Annotated in this window: 14 protein-coding genes and 1 tRNA gene; 5 read left to right on the top strand and 10 right to left on the bottom strand. The window is 63.3% G+C overall.

Annotated elements, in window-relative coordinates; translation table 11 throughout:
• Window positions 1-23: 23 nt before the first annotated feature.
• Both C725_RS01125 and C725_RS01120 read right to left on the bottom strand, forming a co-directional pair.
• Window positions 24-656, bottom strand: a complete 633-nt coding sequence (locus C725_RS01125) for a DsbA family oxidoreductase (protein ID WP_008599611.1) — start codon at window positions 654-656, stop codon at window positions 24-26.
• Window positions 649-2,742, bottom strand: coding sequence for a putative bifunctional diguanylate cyclase/phosphodiesterase (locus C725_RS01120; RefSeq protein WP_008599610.1), 2,094 nt, complete (start codon window positions 2,740-2,742; stop codon window positions 649-651). The genes C725_RS01125 and C725_RS01120 overlap by 8 nt, the downstream gene beginning before the upstream one ends.
• Window positions 2,743-2,866: 124 nt before the next feature.
• Between C725_RS01120 and moaA the strand changes: the two genes are divergently transcribed.
• From moaA to C725_RS15100, 4 genes are all read left to right on the top strand, one after another.
• Window positions 2,867-3,874 carry a GTP 3',8-cyclase MoaA gene (moaA, locus tag C725_RS01115; RefSeq protein WP_008599609.1) on the top strand — a complete coding sequence of 336 codons (1,008 nt, stop codon included), beginning with the start codon at window positions 2,867-2,869 and terminating at the stop codon, window positions 3,872-3,874.
• Complete coding sequence (locus C725_RS01110; protein WP_008599608.1) at window positions 3,871-4,644, top strand: NAD kinase; 774 nt, start codon at window positions 3,871-3,873, stop codon at window positions 4,642-4,644. The genes moaA and C725_RS01110 overlap by 4 nt, the downstream gene beginning before the upstream one ends.
• A gap of 83 nt (window positions 4,645-4,727) precedes the next feature.
• Window positions 4,728-4,802, top strand: a tRNA-Asn gene (locus C725_RS01105).
• 148 nt (window positions 4,803-4,950) lie between these two features.
• Window positions 4,951-7,083 carry a methyl-accepting chemotaxis protein gene (locus C725_RS15100; RefSeq protein WP_078056074.1) on the top strand — a complete coding sequence of 711 codons (2,133 nt, stop codon included), beginning with the start codon at window positions 4,951-4,953 and terminating at the stop codon, window positions 7,081-7,083.
• Window positions 7,084-7,164: 81 nt separating this feature from the next.
• Here C725_RS15100 and C725_RS01095 read toward each other — a convergent pair whose 3' ends face one another.
• The 4 genes from C725_RS01095 to C725_RS15095 form a co-directional block, all read right to left on the bottom strand.
• Window positions 7,165-7,950 (bottom strand): succinate dehydrogenase iron-sulfur subunit, encoded by a 786-nt coding sequence (locus C725_RS01095; RefSeq protein WP_038281194.1) that lies wholly within the window; start codon window positions 7,948-7,950, stop codon window positions 7,165-7,167.
• A gap of 85 nt (window positions 7,951-8,035) precedes the next feature.
• Window positions 8,036-8,815, bottom strand: coding sequence for a sensor histidine kinase (locus C725_RS01090; protein ID WP_008599605.1), 780 nt, complete (start codon window positions 8,813-8,815; stop codon window positions 8,036-8,038).
• 1 nt (window position 8,816) lies between these two features.
• Window positions 8,817-9,878, bottom strand: a complete 1,062-nt coding sequence (locus C725_RS01085) for a DUF2336 domain-containing protein (protein ID WP_008599604.1) — start codon at window positions 9,876-9,878, stop codon at window positions 8,817-8,819.
• A gap of 186 nt (window positions 9,879-10,064) precedes the next feature.
• Entirely contained in the window at window positions 10,065-10,361 is a 297-nt protein-coding gene (locus C725_RS15095) for an Hpt domain-containing protein (RefSeq protein WP_008599603.1), read from the bottom strand.
• 140 nt (window positions 10,362-10,501) lie between these two features.
• Here C725_RS15095 and C725_RS01075 point away from each other — a divergent pair, with 140 nt between their 5' ends.
• Window positions 10,502-12,892 carry a coiled-coil domain-containing protein gene (locus C725_RS01075; protein WP_008599602.1) on the top strand — a complete coding sequence of 797 codons (2,391 nt, stop codon included), beginning with the start codon at window positions 10,502-10,504 and terminating at the stop codon, window positions 12,890-12,892.
• A gap of 53 nt (window positions 12,893-12,945) precedes the next feature.
• Here the strand turns inward: C725_RS01075 and C725_RS01070 are convergent, their stop codons facing one another.
• From C725_RS01070 to C725_RS01055, 4 genes are all read right to left on the bottom strand, one after another.
• Window positions 12,946-13,203 carry a DUF1467 family protein gene (locus tag C725_RS01070; RefSeq protein ID WP_008599601.1) on the bottom strand — a complete coding sequence of 86 codons (258 nt, stop codon included), beginning with the start codon at window positions 13,201-13,203 and terminating at the stop codon, window positions 12,946-12,948.
• 36 nt (window positions 13,204-13,239) lie between these two features.
• Complete coding sequence (locus tag C725_RS01065; RefSeq protein ID WP_008599600.1) at window positions 13,240-14,883, bottom strand: ribonuclease J; 1,644 nt, start codon at window positions 14,881-14,883, stop codon at window positions 13,240-13,242.
• Complete coding sequence (locus C725_RS01060) at window positions 14,880-15,650, bottom strand: type III pantothenate kinase (RefSeq protein ID WP_008599599.1); 771 nt, start codon at window positions 15,648-15,650, stop codon at window positions 14,880-14,882. The genes C725_RS01065 and C725_RS01060 overlap by 4 nt, the downstream gene beginning before the upstream one ends.
• Before the next feature lie 152 nt (window positions 15,651-15,802).
• Window positions 15,803-16,516, bottom strand: a complete 714-nt coding sequence (locus C725_RS01055) for a biotin--[acetyl-CoA-carboxylase] ligase (RefSeq protein WP_008599598.1) — start codon at window positions 16,514-16,516, stop codon at window positions 15,803-15,805.
• Window positions 16,517-16,520: the final 4 nt, after the last annotated feature.

The raw sequence follows: 16,520 nt of genomic DNA, 5'->3' as shown, positions 1-16,520 counted from the left end.
GTTCGGCTGGAACGGAAAAACTTCTAGGAGGCCGCGACGATCGCGTCTTCGAGTGCCGCCGGGGATTGCGCGCCGACCAGCAGGCTCCGACGCCCGATCATCTGGGCGGGAACGCCCGGGATGCCGCGGTCCAGCATGTCCGCCGCTCGCGCTTCGACGACCTCCTGATCCCGGTCCCCCGCCAGCAGGTCTGCGAGGATCTCCGGATCAAGACCAGCGGCCGCGCCGATGCGCGTCAAAACGTGCGGATCGCCGATATCGAGGGCGTCCGCGAAATAGGCCTGGAACAGAGATTCCGCGACGATATCCGCCACAGCCTGCCCCTCGGCCCAAAGCATCAGCCTATGAGCATTCAGCGTATTCGGAACGCGCTCGATGGCGGTGAAGTCGACGGAAAGCCCCGCTTCCTCCAAAGCGCCCGTCAGCGCATTCTGCATTGCCGGTGAAGGACCGTCAGCGCCGAATTTCATGCGCATAAGCGCACGCCGATTCATGCCTTCCTTTGGGAGGCCCGGATGCAGGAAATAGGGATGCCATACGCGGCGTACGGGTCGGCGCGCAGCGAGGGCATCGACGCTTCGCTTCCCGATCCAGCACCATGGGCACACAAAGTCGCTGACCACGTCGATGCGGACAGGCGCGGCCACATCAGGCATGTACGGCTTCGCGCGCGGAGCGCCCGCCGGCCCATTGCCGAAAGAACTGCGGCAATTCGCTTGATGACAGCGCGCCCGCGCACAGGAAGCCCTGATACCAGTTGCAGCCCTCCCGGATCAGAAGCTCCAGTTGCGCTTCGGTCTCTACGCCCTCTGCGATGACGGTCATGTCCAGCGAGCGTGCCATGTCGACGACGCCGCGCACGATGATCTTGTCACGACTTTCCCCGACGATGTCCGCGGCAATGGTTTTGTCGATCTTGAGGAAATCGAGCGGTAGCGACTTCAGATAGGCTAGTGACGAATACCCCGTCCCGAAATCATCGATAGCGACGCAAATCCGCCGTTCCTTGAGCACATCAAGCATGCCGGCCGTGCGGGCCAAATCCTCCACGAGTCCGCCCTCCGTGATCTCCAGCGTCAGCCGATTCGAGGGGAATCCTGTCTCCTCCAGTATGTCGACGAGCCCGGACACGAATTCCGGATCGCGCATGTCCGCCGCCGTGACATTCACGGACAGCCGCACCTTCGCCATCTCTTCAGGCCATTGCGTCGCCTCGGCGCAGGCCTGGCGCATGATGTTGCGGCCGAACTCAATGCCGAACTCTCCGCGCTCTGCTGTAGCCAGCAATGTTTCCGCCGGTAGCGTTCCGTAGATGGGATGTTCCATGCGCACGAGCGCCTCTACGCCGGCAATGGCATTGGTGGCGACGTCCACCTGCGGCTGGTAGCGGATATCGAGCTGCCGCGCTCGCGAGACGTCACGGACGGTCTGCTCCAGATTGGCCAGCCGGACCGCATCGTCTTCATGTTCTGAAAGATAGACCTGGAATGCGTTCGGCCCCAGTTCCTTCGCCGCCGCAAGCGCCGAACTCGCGATGTGCAAAAGCTCGTCAGCGGCTTGCATGGCCGGTTCGCTCGGCGCGATACCGATGCGGCAGGCAAGATGGATCGCCTTGCCCTCCACGATGAAGGGCCGGTCGAAGATCTTTGCGGCGAGCTGGCTGAAGAAGACAGCCTGGTTCAGCGTCGTTGGCGCACTGAAGACGATGGCGAATTCCGCGCCTCCCAGCCTTGCCGCGATGACCTGGGTCAGGTTTCGCTCTTCCACCAGCCGTTTCAGTCGGCGTGCGACCGCCTGAATCAGGTTGTCGGCAAATTCCCGCCCATGCGCCGCGTTGATCTGATCGAGACGAGAAATGCCGATCAGAACGGCGATGGCCGCCGGTCCGCCCCCTTCCCGGCCGTCTCTCAGAATGTCGTCGAGGCGGACCCGCACGTTGTTCAGATTGGCGAGGCCGGTCAGCGCGTCGTAATGCAGGGATACGCGTTGCTGCTTGGCCGCCTCCGTTACATCCTCAATGGTCGCCGCGACGGCGCAGGTCTCGCCCGCCTCGTCCATCAACAGCTGGACATGATGGATGAAACGGTGGGGTTCGCCCAATATGTCCATCCGGTGGTCGATCGATCCTGACACCCGCGCACTCAGCAGCGGCCGCAACTGGTTGCGAATGCGCAGCATGTCGGCAGCGGACAGGAACGATTTCAAGTCTTTCAGCGGCACGCGGCTGGTCGCTGTCGGCAGGCCGAGCAATTCTGCCAACTCAAGCGAGACCCACAGATCGGTATCGCCACGTTCCCAGCGCCAGCGCGGAGAGCGTCTCAGTTGCGTCTGGATATCAGCGACGGCCGCATCCGCGCCGCTCGCCCGCATGCGCTGGATGGCGCGTTCGACGAAGCGAAGAGCCGTGTGCAGCTGTTCCGGTCCGAAGGGGGAGATCAGATAGTGCGTCGCGCCGGCGTCGAAGACGCGCGGCAAGGCCTTTGCGTCGTTCCGCGACAAGAGCACCAGCAGTCCGCCGCGCCGTTCGAGCACGAGGCTGCTGAGCGCGCGGGTGTGCTCGAGCCCAAGTTCGAGGGCGCCTCGGGCATCGACGATAGCGATGAAGGCCGATGCGTTTCGGTAAACGCGGACCGGATCCTCGTTCGCGGCCACGATTCGAACGTCTCGGCCGACCTGTTCCAGATTCGCCCGGGCCTCTCGCTGATAGCGCGGTGACAACAGCAGGATCGGCGTACGGTTCATGTTCGCTACTCAAATCCCTCCCCGGGCGCAGCTACTCTAACTGCGCGATCTCGGCCTTACCAGCGGCCCGAACTGCGAAATGCCTTGTCTTGCAGGCACGCCTGCGCATCGCTACGTCCCGTCTATGACAGGCACCGCCCCGCTGGTCGATAAATTCGGACGGACGATCACCTATCTGCGCATCTCCGTCACCGATCGATGCGATCTACGCTGTACCTATTGCATGGCGGAGGACATGACGTTCCTTCCCCGGCAAGAGGTTCTCAGTTTCGAGGAAATCGACCGGCTGGCGAGCCGGTTCGTCGCGCGCGGCGTCGACAAGCTTCGCCTGACCGGCGGTGAGCCGCTGGTGCGCCGCGACATTGCCGGCCTTGTGGAGCGGCTTGGACGTCATCTGAAAACCGGCAAGCTGCGTGAACTGACGCTGACGACGAACGGCAATCAACTGGAAAAGCACGCCGAAGCCTTGGCCCGTGCGGGCGTTCGGCGCATCAACGTCAGCCTTGATACGCTCAATCCCGATCAGTTTCGGAAAATTACGCGGCTCGGCGATATCGATAGGGTCCTTGCGGGGCTGGAGGCGGCGCGGCGCGCGGGCCTGTCCGTGAAGATCAACACGGTTGCCCTCCGTGGGCAGAATGAAGACGAACTGATCGACATGATGTGCTGGGCGCATGAGCGTGCGTTCGACATCACCTATATCGAAACCATGCCGATGGGTGAGATCGACGGCCAGCGGTCCGACAGTTATCTGCCGATCTCCGTCGTTCGCTCCAGGATGGAGGAGCAGTTCACGCTGTCGCCACTCGCCATGACGACCGGTGGGCCGGCCCGTTATGTCCGCGTTACGGAAACCGGCGGCCGTGTGGGGTTTATCACCCCCCTCACCCATAATTTCTGCGAGGGCTGTAATCGCGTAAGGCTGACCGCCAAAGGCATGCTGTACATGTGTCTGGGTCAGGAAGACAGTCTGGACCTGCGCGCAGTGCTGCGATCCGGTGCCAGCGATGCGGATCTCGACAGGGCGCTGGATGAAGCGATGGAGCGGAAGCCGAAGGGCCATGATTTCGTCATCGAACGCGGGCGATCACATCCTTCCGTGCCGCGCCACATGAGCGTGACCGGCGGATGAGCGAGATTAAGGCGGCCCTCCTGTCTTCGGACACCGCTGCGGCAGTCGAGGCCAGGAAGGCGCTGGAGGGCATTACGGATTGGGTGCCGCTGGAAGAGGCAGAGCTGGTCGTCGCCTTGGGCGGCGATGGTCTTCTCCTGCAAACCCTTCATGCCATGCTCGACCGGCGGCAGATCGTACCGGTCTACGGTATGAACCTGGGCACGGTCGGGTTTCTGATGAACGAGTTCCGGACCGAGGGTCTGGCGTCCCGCGTACGCGAGGCCAAGAAATTCCGGCTGCACCCGCTTCGCATGGATGCCCGCACCATTTCCGGCGATCACGTCGTCTGGCCGGCGATCAACGAAGTGTCCTTGCTGCGCGAAACGCGGCAGACGGCGAAGATCGAAATTCGCATCGACGGGAAGACGCGGATGAGCGAGCTGACCTGCGACGGCGTGCTCGTGGCCACGCCGGCGGGCTCGACGGCCTATAATCTCTCGGCAAACGGCCCGATTCTGCCGCTCTCGAGCGACCTTCTGGCACTGACCCCGATCAGCCCATTCCGCCCCCGGCGGTGGCGCGGCGCCTTGCTTCCCTCAAATTCGGAGATCGAATTCCATATGCTGGAAGCGGGAAAGCGCCCCGTTTCGGCCGTGGCCGACCAGAAGGAAGTCCGCGACGTGGCGAACGTGAAGGTCTCCACGGATGAGAAGGTCGCCCTGACACTGCTTTTCGACCCGGAATACGCCCTTGATGACCGCATCGTCATGGAGCAATTTCAGGCCTGAGACAGGAATTTTCGCAAAATGGGAAAATGGCGCACAACGCACTTGGCAGCACCATCCGCTGTTGTTATAGCGCCGCCTCTCGTTCCCCGGTAGCTCAGCGGTAGAGCAATCGACTGTTAATCGATCGGCCGCCTGTTCGAATCAGGCCCGGGGAGCCAACTCTTCACATCTCAGGCAGCGGCTCAGCGAGAACGGCGAAAATCCGCCATTTTCGCCGTCAGCGTTAACGATCCGGCAAGTCTGATTCCCTATCGGATCGCAGGAAACGGTCCGTTCCCGGATCCGTGCATGCGGGATGATTGAAGCATGTCGATATTGGCCACATTGGCAGGTCCGAGCCGTCTTGGCGCACGGATCGTGAGACGCCTGGGACGGCGCACCGGCGATTGGTCCGTTAGCCGCAAATTGCTGACCCTGATGGGCCTGATGTGCGCGTTCATCGTCATCAGCGCCGTCGTTCTGGGCGGCGGCATGGTGGTGACACGGAGCGCGATGGGAGAGGTTCGGTACGCGGCGGAGATGAACGCTGATATCGGCCGGGCGGGAAGCGCCATCGCCATGGCCCATGGCCGGGTGAAGGATTATGTCATCGACCCGACTCCGCAGAACGCCAGCGCGGTCCAGAACGAGCTCGCGGCCGCTCAGACTGCTCTCTCCAGCCTACGCGAACTCAGCAAGGCCAAGGATATTGACGCTCGCCTTTCCGTTCTGGATACGCATCTGGAGCATCAAAGAGAGACGTTTCGCGAGATTCGCGCGTCGCAGGAAAAGATACTCGATCGGATCGCGCCACGCATCGACGATATCGGACCGGCGATCGGCCAGGATCTCGCCGGGATCGTTGCGGCAACGTACCAGGCCGGCAATTATTCGGCATCCAACAAGGCCGCCAAAGCCCTGAATTCCTATTCCGAAAGTCGCATCGACGTGAACCGGTTTCGTTCATCCGGCGAACCAGATGCCATTGCCAGCGCCCGCGCCAATCTTGTGAATTTGGAAGACGCGCTGAACGAACTTTACCTCCTCGTCGGCCAGGATGCCCTGGTCGCGGAGACAGACGGCGTCATCGCGCAGGTCGTGGATTTCGATGGTGCATTCCGGGAACTGGTCAGCGCAACCGAAACGCGGGATCGGCAGGTGAACCGCCTGATCGAGACGATCGGCCCGGCTTTCGAAAGCGATCTTTCCAGCCTGTCCGACCTCAACGACAGGCAGTTCTCTCGCGCAACCGACACTGCAGTCTTCACCATGGACCTGACGCTGACGGCGATGACCGTCGCGGGGGTACTCGCGGTGCTCGTCATGATGATCGGCTATGGCTGCGCCCGGGTTTTTATCGAACGCCCGATTACCCGCCTCGCCGCGAAAATGATGCGCCTGGCCGGAGGCGAACGCGACATCGTTATCGGCAACACCGCTCGCGGCGACGAGATCGGCGAAATGAGCCGGGCCGTTGTAATCTTTGCAGAGAACGCCCGGGAAATCGAACGTCAGCGGGATGCGGCGGCCGCCGCGGAACGCAGGGAGCGCGACGCTGCGGAAGCACGGCGCGCAGAACGCATTGCAGCCCGCGAGCAGGCCGATCTTGAAAAGAAGAAAGCGCTACAGGAACTTGCCAACAGTTTCGAAAGCAGCATCCACACCGTCGCCGAAGCCATAAGCGGCGTGGCGAAGCGGATCGAGACCGAAGCGCAGCGCGTCGCCCGGGCGGCGAACCAGAATGCCGTCGTCACGGCGGATGTTGCGGTCACCGCAGAACAAAGCAGCCAGAACGCTCTGGCGGTCGCGAACGCATCGGAGGAGATGGCCCGCTCCATCGCGGAAGTGTCCGCCCAGGTCATGGAGTCTTCCCAGCGGTCAAAGGACGCAGCCGAGCGCGCTCGCCGCACCGACCGCATCGTCGCCGGTCTTGCTGCGGACGCAAGCAAGATCGGCGAAGTCGTCGAACTGATCAATTCGATCGCCGAGCAGACCAACCTCCTCGCCCTCAATGCGACCATCGAGGCCGCCAGGGCCGGTGATGCAGGCCGCGGCTTCGCCGTCGTCGCCAGCGAGATCAAGGCGCTGGCCAGTCAGACCAGCAAGGCGACGACACAGATCGGCGACCGCGTGGGCGGCATCCAACGTGTGACCAGCGACGCCGTGCGCGCCATCGAGGAAATCGGCATGGCGATCGACGATATTGACGGGATCGCCGCCAGCGTCGCCGCCGCCGTCGAGCAGCAATCCGCCACCACCAGCGAAATCGCCTCGAACACGCAGCAGGCGGCCGGCGGCTCCGAACTTGTCGCCCGCAACATTCACGATATCCGAAACGGCATCGAGGACACGGGGACGGCGGCCGAGGAATCGCTGATGGCCGCAGCCGATCTCAGTCGTCAGGCCGCTACGCTGCAGCAGGAAGTCGTCGCCTTTTTGGACCGGGTTCGGGCGGCCTGAGCAAAAGAAAGGGGCGCCGGACAAGTATTCGGCGCCCCTCCTCTCTATCGGCGCGCCCGCCGGCGCACCCGTGTCCCAGCCTCAGATATCGCGCTCAACGACCAGCTTCTTGATCTCCGCGATGGCCTTGGCCGGGTTCAGCCCCTTCGGACAGACATTGGCGCAGTTCATGATCGTGTGACAGCGGTAAAGACGGAACGGATCCTCGAGCTGATCGAGACGCTCCCCCGTCATTTCGTCGCGGCTGTCGGCCAGCCAGCGATAGGCCTGAAGCAGGATCGCCGGTCCCAGAAACTTGTCCTGGTTCCACCAATAGCTGGGGCACCCCGTCGAACAGCATGCACACAGGATGCATTCGTACAGCCCATCGAGCTCCTCGCGCTGGTCGGGAGACTGAATACGCTCCTTGCCGGCCGGCGGCGGCGTCTTGGTCTTCAACCAGGGTTCGATGGACGCATATTGTGCGTAGAAGTGCTTGAAGTCCGGCACCAGGTCCTTGACGACCTCCATATGCGGCAGCGGCGTGATCTGCACGGCGCCGCGCAGATCCTCAATCGGCTGCGTGCACGCCAGCGTATTCGTGCCGTTGATGTTCATCGAACAGGAACCGCAGATCCCCTCTCGGCAGGAGCGGCGGAAGGTGAGCGTGGGATCGATCTCGTTCTTGATCTTGATCAGCGCATCGAGAACCATCGGTCCGCAGTCTTCCAGATCGAGGATGTAGCTGTCGAAGCGCGGATTTTCGTCGTCGTCGGGCGACCAGCGATAGATTTTGAACGTCTTTGGTGCCTTCGCCTCGCCAGCGCCCGGATAACTACGTGCCTTGCCGGAAATCTTGCTGTGCTGCGGGAGCGCAAACTCTGCCATGGAAACCCCACGAATGAACAATGTGCGAGAGGCGTTAGCGTGATTGTCCATCACTTCGCAACCGGCAGAGCGAGAAACGCGAAACTTAGTCGCGTTCGGATGACAAAGCTGACGGCAACTCCAGGATCAGGGCCGCGCCGCCGAGCTCCGATTCCTCGGCATATAGCCGTCCCTGCATCGCCAGGGCATAGCGGCTGGAGATCGCAAGGCCGAGGCCCATGCCCTGCTCGCGGCTTTCCAGACGCTCGAAGGGCTCGAAGATACGGTGGCGGTCCTCCAGCGGGATCCCTGGGCCCGCGTCGGCGACACGAATGGCGACAATATCGCCGCTTTCGACCGAAACCCGCACCCGCGACCCGACAGGCCCGAATTTCAGCGCGTTCGACAGCAGGTTGAGAAGGATCTGCTGAACGAAGCGTCGATCCCCCGCTGCGCGAGGACGCGCGCCGCTCCCCCGTCCGTCAGGCGCCGTCTCGCTGGCCAGGTCCAGTTCGATGTCGATGCCCTTGGCTGCCCGGAGAGGACGGACGAGGCGGACAGCCTCTTCGACCGCTTCACCCACATCGAATGTCTCTGAGCGGGGCGTGGGCTCCGCGTCGTTCTGCCGCCAGAGATCGGCAAGCACGCGAGAAAGATGCTGCGACGCCGTCGAAATATCCCTGGCATAATTGGTATAGCGAGACGCCGCCTCGGCTTCAGCTTCGGACTGCATCTTCGCTGCCCCCGCCTCGATCCGACCGAGCGTTTCGTTCAGCGTGCCGCAAAAGGACTGCGGGGCCACGGCATCGCCGCGCGGCCGCGCTGTCACGATGTCCCGCCGTCTTGCACCTGGACTGCCCAGGCCGATCAGAATGTCGATCAGCATGCTACTGGCGCCCAGCCGCCTGGCGGTATTGCGGGTCGAGCCGCCACCAGGAAAGCAGCTCCCGTGCGAAGGCAGCGTCCACGGTCTCGAACAGATCGTTAGCCGCCTGCTGCGCCTCCGCAAGATTGGGCTGCCGACTGTTGAGCGTCAAAAGGATGCTGGCGAGTTGCCGACCGGCCGGCGTGTCGAGACCGCTGGCGCTGAACAGATTGGCAAGCGCCTGTCCGTCGTTCCGGAACAGCAGCAGCCACGCCGTTCCGGTCGATACGCCAGACCGTACGGCCATCAAAGCCGTGAGGAGCATCGGATCGCCGTCAACGACCGCCTTCAGCATCGTCTGGTCGGAAAGTTCCGAGCGTTCCTCGATCCGGGCAGCCAGGGCGAGAGAGGCATGCTGCGGCGAACGAACGACGTCGTGCTCGGCGCAGATTGACCTGACCGCGTCGATCACCGGTCTGATTTCCTCTGGCCCGCGATCACGGCACAATTCTGCGCACAGCTCCCACGCGCAGCGCGAAGCGAGATATTCGGGTAATTCATCCGCCAGCAGGACCGGTTCCCCCTGATCGCCACTGCGGATTTTCTTCAGCCGGCGGTATACGCGCGCTCGGTCCGCGAGGACGCGATCCTCACTGTCCTCCAGCCCGGCAACCCAGTTGCGGCCCCCACCGCGCATATCGCCCCCAACAACGATGGCGCCCGCGCCGATCGCGGCCATCTCCCCCGCCACCACGCTCTCTTCCGCCCGGTGCAGGATCGCGGAAATCAGTGTCGGTGAGTGTTCGTCCGTATGAGCCGTCAACTCGTCGACCGCTGCAGGCAGGTCGAACGTGGCGGCGCCCTCTCCCAGACGGAACAGGATCCGCTCGCCCAGATTGGCCAGCAGGCTGCGGTAGGCCGACAAGGAGAGGCTGCGAAGCTGGTCCGTGATGGTCAGCTGGCTACGGTCGAACAGATTCTGCGGCAATTGGGGCGCGAGTCCGCGCGGTATCGATGCCGCGCGAAGGCGCGCCTGCAGCCTGTGCCGGTCAACCGTCATCTCGTCCAACAAATCCAGCTCCATCAGGCCGCAGCCGCGGCGCCACCTGCCCCCTACCCTTGTAAATCTTTCCCAAAGCTAAAGGAACTGGAAGCGTAACGAAATGGATTCGTATCCGTCTCCTGCCGAACCTGCGAATTACGGCGGACCGCATCTGCCGAAAGCTGAAGAGACCTCAGCGCATGCGTTGGGGGGCAGCAGCTATTTTCTTCAAACGGCTGCGAAAAAATCCGCAAATGCCTTATCGATCTCGCAAAGCGTTCTTGATCGGCCGTCCGCATCCGGCGGCCCCGTTTCTTCCGCACGTGCCGCGATTCGAGCGATATCGTCCGCCCCCATGGCCAATGCGCCGCCCTTCAGCCGGTGTGCGCGCGCCGTCCATTCCGCGTCGGTCGCCTCGCGAAGCATGGTTACGGAGACGGTGAGACTTTCCTTCAGATCCACGAGAAGCTGGATTAGCAACTCCTCGTCGCCGCCTGTAATCTCTCTCAGAACCGAAGAAACCATACGCGCAGAGCCCCGACCCGATATGCGATCCCGGGTCGCCCGGCCTTCGTCCAGACCGCCCTTGCACGGGATGAGTTGCCCTGTGCACCCGGCCCCGTTGCTGCTAACACCTCCCCCTTAAAAAACAATGCGGAACCCACATGGCCAGTCAGCCCGCCCCTGAATTTTCCGAGGATCAGAACGAATTTGCGCCGATGGAGCCCCCTCCGCCGGCGCAATTGCGGTTGACCGACGAAGACGGGGTGGAAGCCGCAGGCGCCAGGGGTAATCGGATCTTGTGGGTTGCCGGCCTGCTCACCCTCGTCTGGTTCGCAGCGGCTGCGGCAACCGTCTACCTGCTTCTCGTCGAGGCACCTGCGCGGGAAGTGGCGCTGACGGAGTGGGCGGCCGTTGCGGCAGGCATCTTTGCCCCGGTAACCGCGATCTGGCTGATCGCGCTCGTCGTCGCCCGGGTCGATCCGGGCCGTGGTCGCCGCAGTCTGGCCAGGATCGAAGCGGCAGAGGCACGCTTTCATGGCGCTGCCGCTGACATCGAAGCGCGGATCGGCAATGTCGACCGCCTGCTTGCGGCAGCGTCGGAACGAACGGAAGCGCTCGCGGCGCGTCTGGCGGAGGAAAGCGGTACGTTCGAACAGAGCGCGAACAGGGCGTCCGAAATCGCCCGTGCCGTGTCCATCTCTCTGTCCGAGGATCGGGAGCGGATCGATCATGCCATTTCGCGCCTCGCGGAACGCGGAGAACTGACGCACGACCGGCTCGCCTCTCTGGGCGAGGTGCTGCCGCTCCTGACGCAGGAGGCGGGCCGCGTGGGCGACATCTTTACGGCACATACCGAAGAGGCATCGGCGCGCACGCGCGACATCGCCGCTCTCGTGGAAGATCTCGAGGCGCGGGCAGAGCGCGCAGCCGCAGTTGCAACGGCCCGCGGCAGTGAGACGGCGGCTCTGCTGACGAACATCGACGAAACCGCGCGAGGCGTGGAGACCGCCCTCTCCTCACAGCGCGCCCATCTGGAGGAAGCCCTTGTCGCCGCGGTTGGACAGTCGCGAACCGCCCTCGCCGACATGCAGGCAATCCTGGTCGACGAAATCGATCAGGCCCGCACGAACACGTCCGGCATGCTGGAAAGCGTACGCTCGGGCTTGGGCGAACAGACGGAGGCGATCAACGCCACGGTACGAAATGCTCACCTATTGCTAGACGAGCAGGCGCGGCACGTTTCGGGCGACATCGACCAGCGCCTCGAACGCCTCGTCGCGCTCGCGACCGAACTTGGTCAGCATCTCGACACCCGGCGCTCCGAGATCGAGAGCCTGTTCGAACGCGCGGACAGCCGGACGGATATTTTCGCGCGCGGCTTGGGCGATGCACTCGGCAGCGCCGATGCTGGCCTTTCGGGTCTATCCGAACGCATCTCCGAAATGGAGGAACGGACCACGAGGATTTCTGCGCCGGCCGGCGAAATCGAACGGATGGTTTCCGAATTGAACCGGGTTCTTGCCGAGATGTCCGAGCGCCTGTCTGGTCTTCATGGGGATGTGCAGGGGCCGCTCTCCCAAGAACTTCTGCAGAGGCGCAGCGAGTTCGAAGCGCTTGCGTCGGACGCCCGCGCGCTCTTTGCAGATTTCGCCGCGGCCGAAGCCTCAGCCGGCACTCTTACGGCCCCGATATCGCAGGCTCGTCAGGACCTGGCGAACAGCATGGCAGAGATGGAGACCGCGCGCGAGGCCGTGGAATCCACGGCGCGCAAACTCGAAGGCGACCTCGGCAATGCCGGTGCAATGCTTTCGGAAATCCAGAGAGAGGCCGACGATACCGCCGTCGGCGCCGCATCCCGCCTGATCGAGGCGCTGGGCCGCGTGCGCGAAGTGGCCAATCAGGCATCCCGCTCCGTACGGGAAACCTTCGATTCCGTTGTCGGAGAGGCCGTGGGTTCCCTGGAAAGGGCCAGCGGCGATGCGATCAGCCGCGCCGTCGCCACGCCGGTCGAGGACAATATCGGCCGGATCGAAGCGGTCGGTGACCGGGCCGCAGCAGCGGCACAGGCGGCGGCCGATCGTCTCGCGCGGTCTCTGGTATCGGTTGCCGAAACGTCCGCCGCTGTCGAGGCGCGCGTGAACGAAGCGGGCGAATTCTTGGAAACGGCCCAGCGCCGCGATTTGGCCGAACAGTCGAACCTTCTCATCGAAGCGCTCAACTCGAACGCCATCGACATTACCAAGGCCCTGTCCACGGAAGTCACGGAAGCGGCCTGGAAGCAATATCTCAGCGGCGATCGAAGCGTGTTCGCGCGGCGGGGAAGCCGCCTGGTTGAGGCGAGCGACGCCAAGGACATCGCGCGCCATTATGAGGAAGAACCGGAATTCCGGGAGGCGGTGCGGCGGTACATCCATGATTTCGAGGCGATGCTGCGCCGTGTGATGAAGGACCGCGAGGGCAACGCCATGTCCGTCGCGCTGCTATCCTCTGACGTGGGTCGCCTTTACGTCGCCCTTGCGCAAGGCACGGACCGGCTGCGCGGCAAGGAATAGCAGGAGCCCGGAGCGGCGCCTGGCGCGGCGCGCTCCGGAACGTTCTGGCGCCGTCAGAAGGCAGGAAAGTCTTCGATACCGATCCAGCCCATTTCATAATTGGCGGCGAACAGGCCGAAAATGATTGCGGACACGATCGTCGTCCATGCCAGCTTCTTCAGCATGTGCGGCCGCACCGGCGCGCTGTCCGCCTGTCCTTTCACCTTTGCTGCTCCGACCTCATCCGGGGTGCGAACGCCGAAGGGCAGAACCGCGAACAGCGTCACCACCCAGACCAGCAGATAAATGGATAGGGCGCTACCAATGCCCATCTCGGCCTCCTTTCGCGGGAACCCGCCTGTCTTCGTTTAGGACACGCGCGCCGTGCTGACTCGAGTCAGGGGCTTCTTGCCCGTCCAGTCGCGCGCGGTTCGCCGTACGGCCACGCGAACGGCCTCGGCAATGGCATCGTCCGATTTTCCGCTTGCCTTTCGAACCGCCTGCTTCGCCGCGTCGGTGCATTCCGCGACGAAGTCCGCACGTTCGTCCTCTACGGGCACGCCTTCTATCTGAAGCACCGGTTCAGCCGCCAGTCCGTTCTTGCCGAGCGCCAGGAAGATACCGACCCAGCCATTGTGAAGCAGGCGCCGGCGCCCCACCATCGTCTCCCCATCGGCCGGCACGATGACTTCGCCATCCAGCACCAGACGGCCTACGGCCTCATGGCTGATGATTTCAGGCGTTCCGGGCGCAAGGCGAATGGCGGTCCCGTTCATGGGCACGACCTGATCCGGCACACCGACGGACTTCGCCAGCGCTGCGTGCGCTTCCATATGGCGCCGCTCGCCATGCACGGGCACCGCGATCTGCGGCCGTATCCACGAATACATGGCCTGCAGTTCGGGAATACCAGGATGGCCGGAAACATGAACATTCGCCTGCCGCTCCGTGATGATCCGCACCCCGGCCGCCGCCAGCGCATTCTGCACCACACCGATTGCCAGTTCGTTGCCGGGAATCTCCTTCGAAGAGTAGATGACGGTATCGCCGCGTTCCAGTTTTAGCCGCGGATGCTCCCCCTGCGCGATGCGCGAGAGCGCAGCCCGCGCCTCGCCCTGGGCGCCCGTTGCCAGGATCATGACTTCGTTCCGCGGAAGCTTCATCGCATCCTCTTCGCGCAGCACCGGCGGAAAATCCGTCAGATACCCGACGGAATTGGCAACTTCCAGAATGCGGTGCAGGGAGCGACCGACGACGCAGATCCTGCGGCCGCAATCCTGCGCCACCTGGCCCAGCGTATGCAGCCGTGCGGCGTTCGAGGCGAAGGTGGTGACGAGCACCCTGCCCTCCTGCTCAGCCACAACCTTGTCGAGGGCTTCGCGGACCCCGCTTTCCGATCCGCTTTCACGCGGGTTGAAGACATTGGTGCTGTCTCCCACCAGCGCCAGAACCCCCTCATCGCCGATGCGGGTCAGTTCCTCCGCGGTGGTGGGAGAGCCCATGACGGGCTCGCGGTCGATCTTCCAATCGCCAGTGTGGAATACGCTGCCGAACGGCGTGTCGATCAGCAGGGCGTTCCCCTCCGGAATCGAATGCGCCAGCGGCACGTACCGGCAGCGAAACGGGCCCAGTTCGACCTCGCCCTCATTCTCGATGATATTCAGTTCGATATCATCTTCGATACCCTCCTCCTGCAATTTCTTGCGGATAAGGCCAGCCGTGAATGGAGTCGCGTAAAGCGGGACGCCAAGATCTTCGATCAGGTAGGGAATCGCTCCGATATGATCCTCATGTCCGTGCGTCAGCACGATGCCGAGCAGGTCGTCCCTGCGTTCCTCGATAAATTGCAGGTCGGGAAGAACGAGTTCGACACCCGGATAGGCGGGGTCGGAGAATGTCATGCCGAGATCGACCATGATCCACTTGCCCTGGCAGCCATAAAGATTGACGTTCATGCCAATCTCGCCGGAACCGCCCAGCGGCAGAAAGATGAGTTCGTTTTTTGGGGTCAAAGATTGTTCCTGTCTGCGATGAGGGCAAGACCGCGAACCGTCAGGTCGGCGTCCACTTCCTCGATGATATCCGTATGCTGATCGAACAGCGCGGCAAGTCCGCCCGTCGCGATGCACAGCATGTCGCAGCACGCTTCGGCCCGGATACGAGTCACCAGCCCTTCGATCAGACCGATATAACCGTAGAAGATGCCGGCCTGCATGGCATTCACCGTGCCTTTCGCCATTGCCTTTCCATCGGACGGCGGGGCGACGGCCACGCGAGGCAGCTGCGCTGAAGCGGTATATAGGGCGTCGACGGCCAGATTGATACCCGGCGCAATGACGCCGCCTGAATAGGCCCCGTTCAAAATAATGTCGAAGGTCGTCGCGGTTCCGAAATCGACGACGATCAAGCGGTCGCCCCACCGATCGTGCGCCGCTGCCGAATTGACGAGCCGGTCCGCCCCGACTTCCGCGGGATTCGGTACGTCAATGCCGATGCCGAGATCGAGGTCGCGGCTGATGACAAGCGGCGTCAGACCGAACATCACCGTCGAAAGGCGCTGGAGGTTGAAGAGAACAGGCGGCACCACCGTTGCAACCACGACACGCTTCACCTCATGGCGATCGACCCCCGCCAAACCGAACAACTGCGACAGCGCTGCAACATATTCATCGCCCGTCCGTCCCGGATGCGTCGACAGCCGCCAACGGTGGAGAACCGCCCCATCCTCCACGAGTGCAAAGACCGTATTCGTGTTGCCTACGTCGACGGCTAGCAGCATCTTGCCATCCCTTTCCCTTCATTGGCGGCACCGCGAACGACCGGCGTTCGCTGCGACCGACGCGTTCTGCGCGTCGTTCCGCACCCAATTGTGACCGCACGCCCCTGATGCATGTTTTCTATCTGCTGCGACTTTCGCGCCGATCCCACACTCTAAACCGACAGTCCGAAGACCTCGCCTGCATGTACCGAGCGCAGAGTACCGTCATCCTCTCGCAGGAGCAGGGCTCCTTCCGGGGCCAGGCCCTCAAATATCCCGGAATAGGTGGCAGTGCCGAGCCGCGCCTCCATTCGTCCGCCCATATTGTAGGCCCGTGAAAGCCAGGCCGTACGTGTCGCCGCGAAGCCCTCGCTGCGCCACTCTGCGCGGCGGCGCGCGAACGCATCCACCAGCCGTTCCGCTGCTTCCCCCGCTTCCGGAGGCGCGATACCCGCAGCGGGGAAACTCGTTGCGGGCCGCTCCGTATCGGCGGGATGACTGGCCAGATTGACGCCGCAACCGATGATGACGATGCCATCGCGCCCCTCGACCAGAATACCGGCGCATTTCGTGTCGTCGAGCATGAGATCATTGGGCCATTTCAGCGCCAGGCGCCTCGGCTCCGTCCAGGTTGAAGCGGCGTCGTGAAGCGCGAGAGCCATGACGAAGCTGAGCTGCGCCGGCGGCCCCTCGCTCGGCTGAGAACGCACCAGCGTTGAAATCAGAAGATTGCCGGTCTGCGATGTCCATGGACGCCCGCGACGACCACGCCCGGACCGCTGCCGATCCGCACGTACCCATAGGCCATCCCCCGCGCCTTCGCGAGCGGCGTCAGCGACCCAGTCGTTCGTACTGCCGACTTCGTCGAGATGGACGACGGACGGCATGGTC

Source organism: Pacificimonas flava (assembly GCF_000342165.1).
GTDB classification, from domain to species: Bacteria; Pseudomonadota; Alphaproteobacteria; order Sphingomonadales; family Sphingomonadaceae; genus Pacificimonas; species Pacificimonas flava.
Note: the sequence above shows the minus strand (reverse complement) of the source record. Positions and strands in the feature narration are given on the sequence as shown.

What these genes read in the sequence shown, in the direction of transcription:
- C725_RS01125 (WP_008599611.1), bottom strand. Translation starts at nt 656, where the DNA reads ATGCCTGATGTGGCCGCGCCTGTCCGCATCGACGTGGTCAGCGACTTT.
- C725_RS01120 (WP_008599610.1), bottom strand. Translation starts at nt 2,742, where the DNA reads ATGAACCGTACGCCGATCCTGCTGTTGTCACCGCGCTATCAGCGAGAG.
- moaA (WP_008599609.1), top strand. Translation starts at nt 2,867, where the DNA reads ATGACAGGCACCGCCCCGCTGGTCGATAAATTCGGACGGACGATCACC.
- C725_RS01110 (WP_008599608.1), top strand. Translation starts at nt 3,871, where the DNA reads ATGAGCGAGATTAAGGCGGCCCTCCTGTCTTCGGACACCGCTGCGGCA.
- C725_RS15100 (WP_078056074.1), top strand. Translation starts at nt 4,951, where the DNA reads ATGTCGATATTGGCCACATTGGCAGGTCCGAGCCGTCTTGGCGCACGG.
- C725_RS01095 (WP_038281194.1), bottom strand. Translation starts at nt 7,950, where the DNA reads ATGGCAGAGTTTGCGCTCCCGCAGCACAGCAAGATTTCCGGCAAGGCA.
- C725_RS01090 (WP_008599605.1), bottom strand. Translation starts at nt 8,815, where the DNA reads ATGCTGATCGACATTCTGATCGGCCTGGGCAGTCCAGGTGCAAGACGG.
- C725_RS01085 (WP_008599604.1), bottom strand. Translation starts at nt 9,878, where the DNA reads ATGGAGCTGGATTTGTTGGACGAGATGACGGTTGACCGGCACAGGCTG.
- C725_RS15095 (WP_008599603.1), bottom strand. Translation starts at nt 10,361, where the DNA reads ATGGTTTCTTCGGTTCTGAGAGAGATTACAGGCGGCGACGAGGAGTTG.
- C725_RS01075 (WP_008599602.1), top strand. Translation starts at nt 10,502, where the DNA reads ATGGCCAGTCAGCCCGCCCCTGAATTTTCCGAGGATCAGAACGAATTT.
- C725_RS01070 (WP_008599601.1), bottom strand. Translation starts at nt 13,203, where the DNA reads ATGGGCATTGGTAGCGCCCTATCCATTTATCTGCTGGTCTGGGTGGTG.
- C725_RS01060 (WP_008599599.1), bottom strand. Translation starts at nt 15,650, where the DNA reads ATGCTGCTAGCCGTCGACGTAGGCAACACGAATACGGTCTTTGCACTC.
- C725_RS01055 (WP_008599598.1), bottom strand. Translation starts at nt 16,516, where the DNA reads ATGCCGTCCGTCGTCCATCTCGACGAAGTCGGCAGTACGAACGACTGG.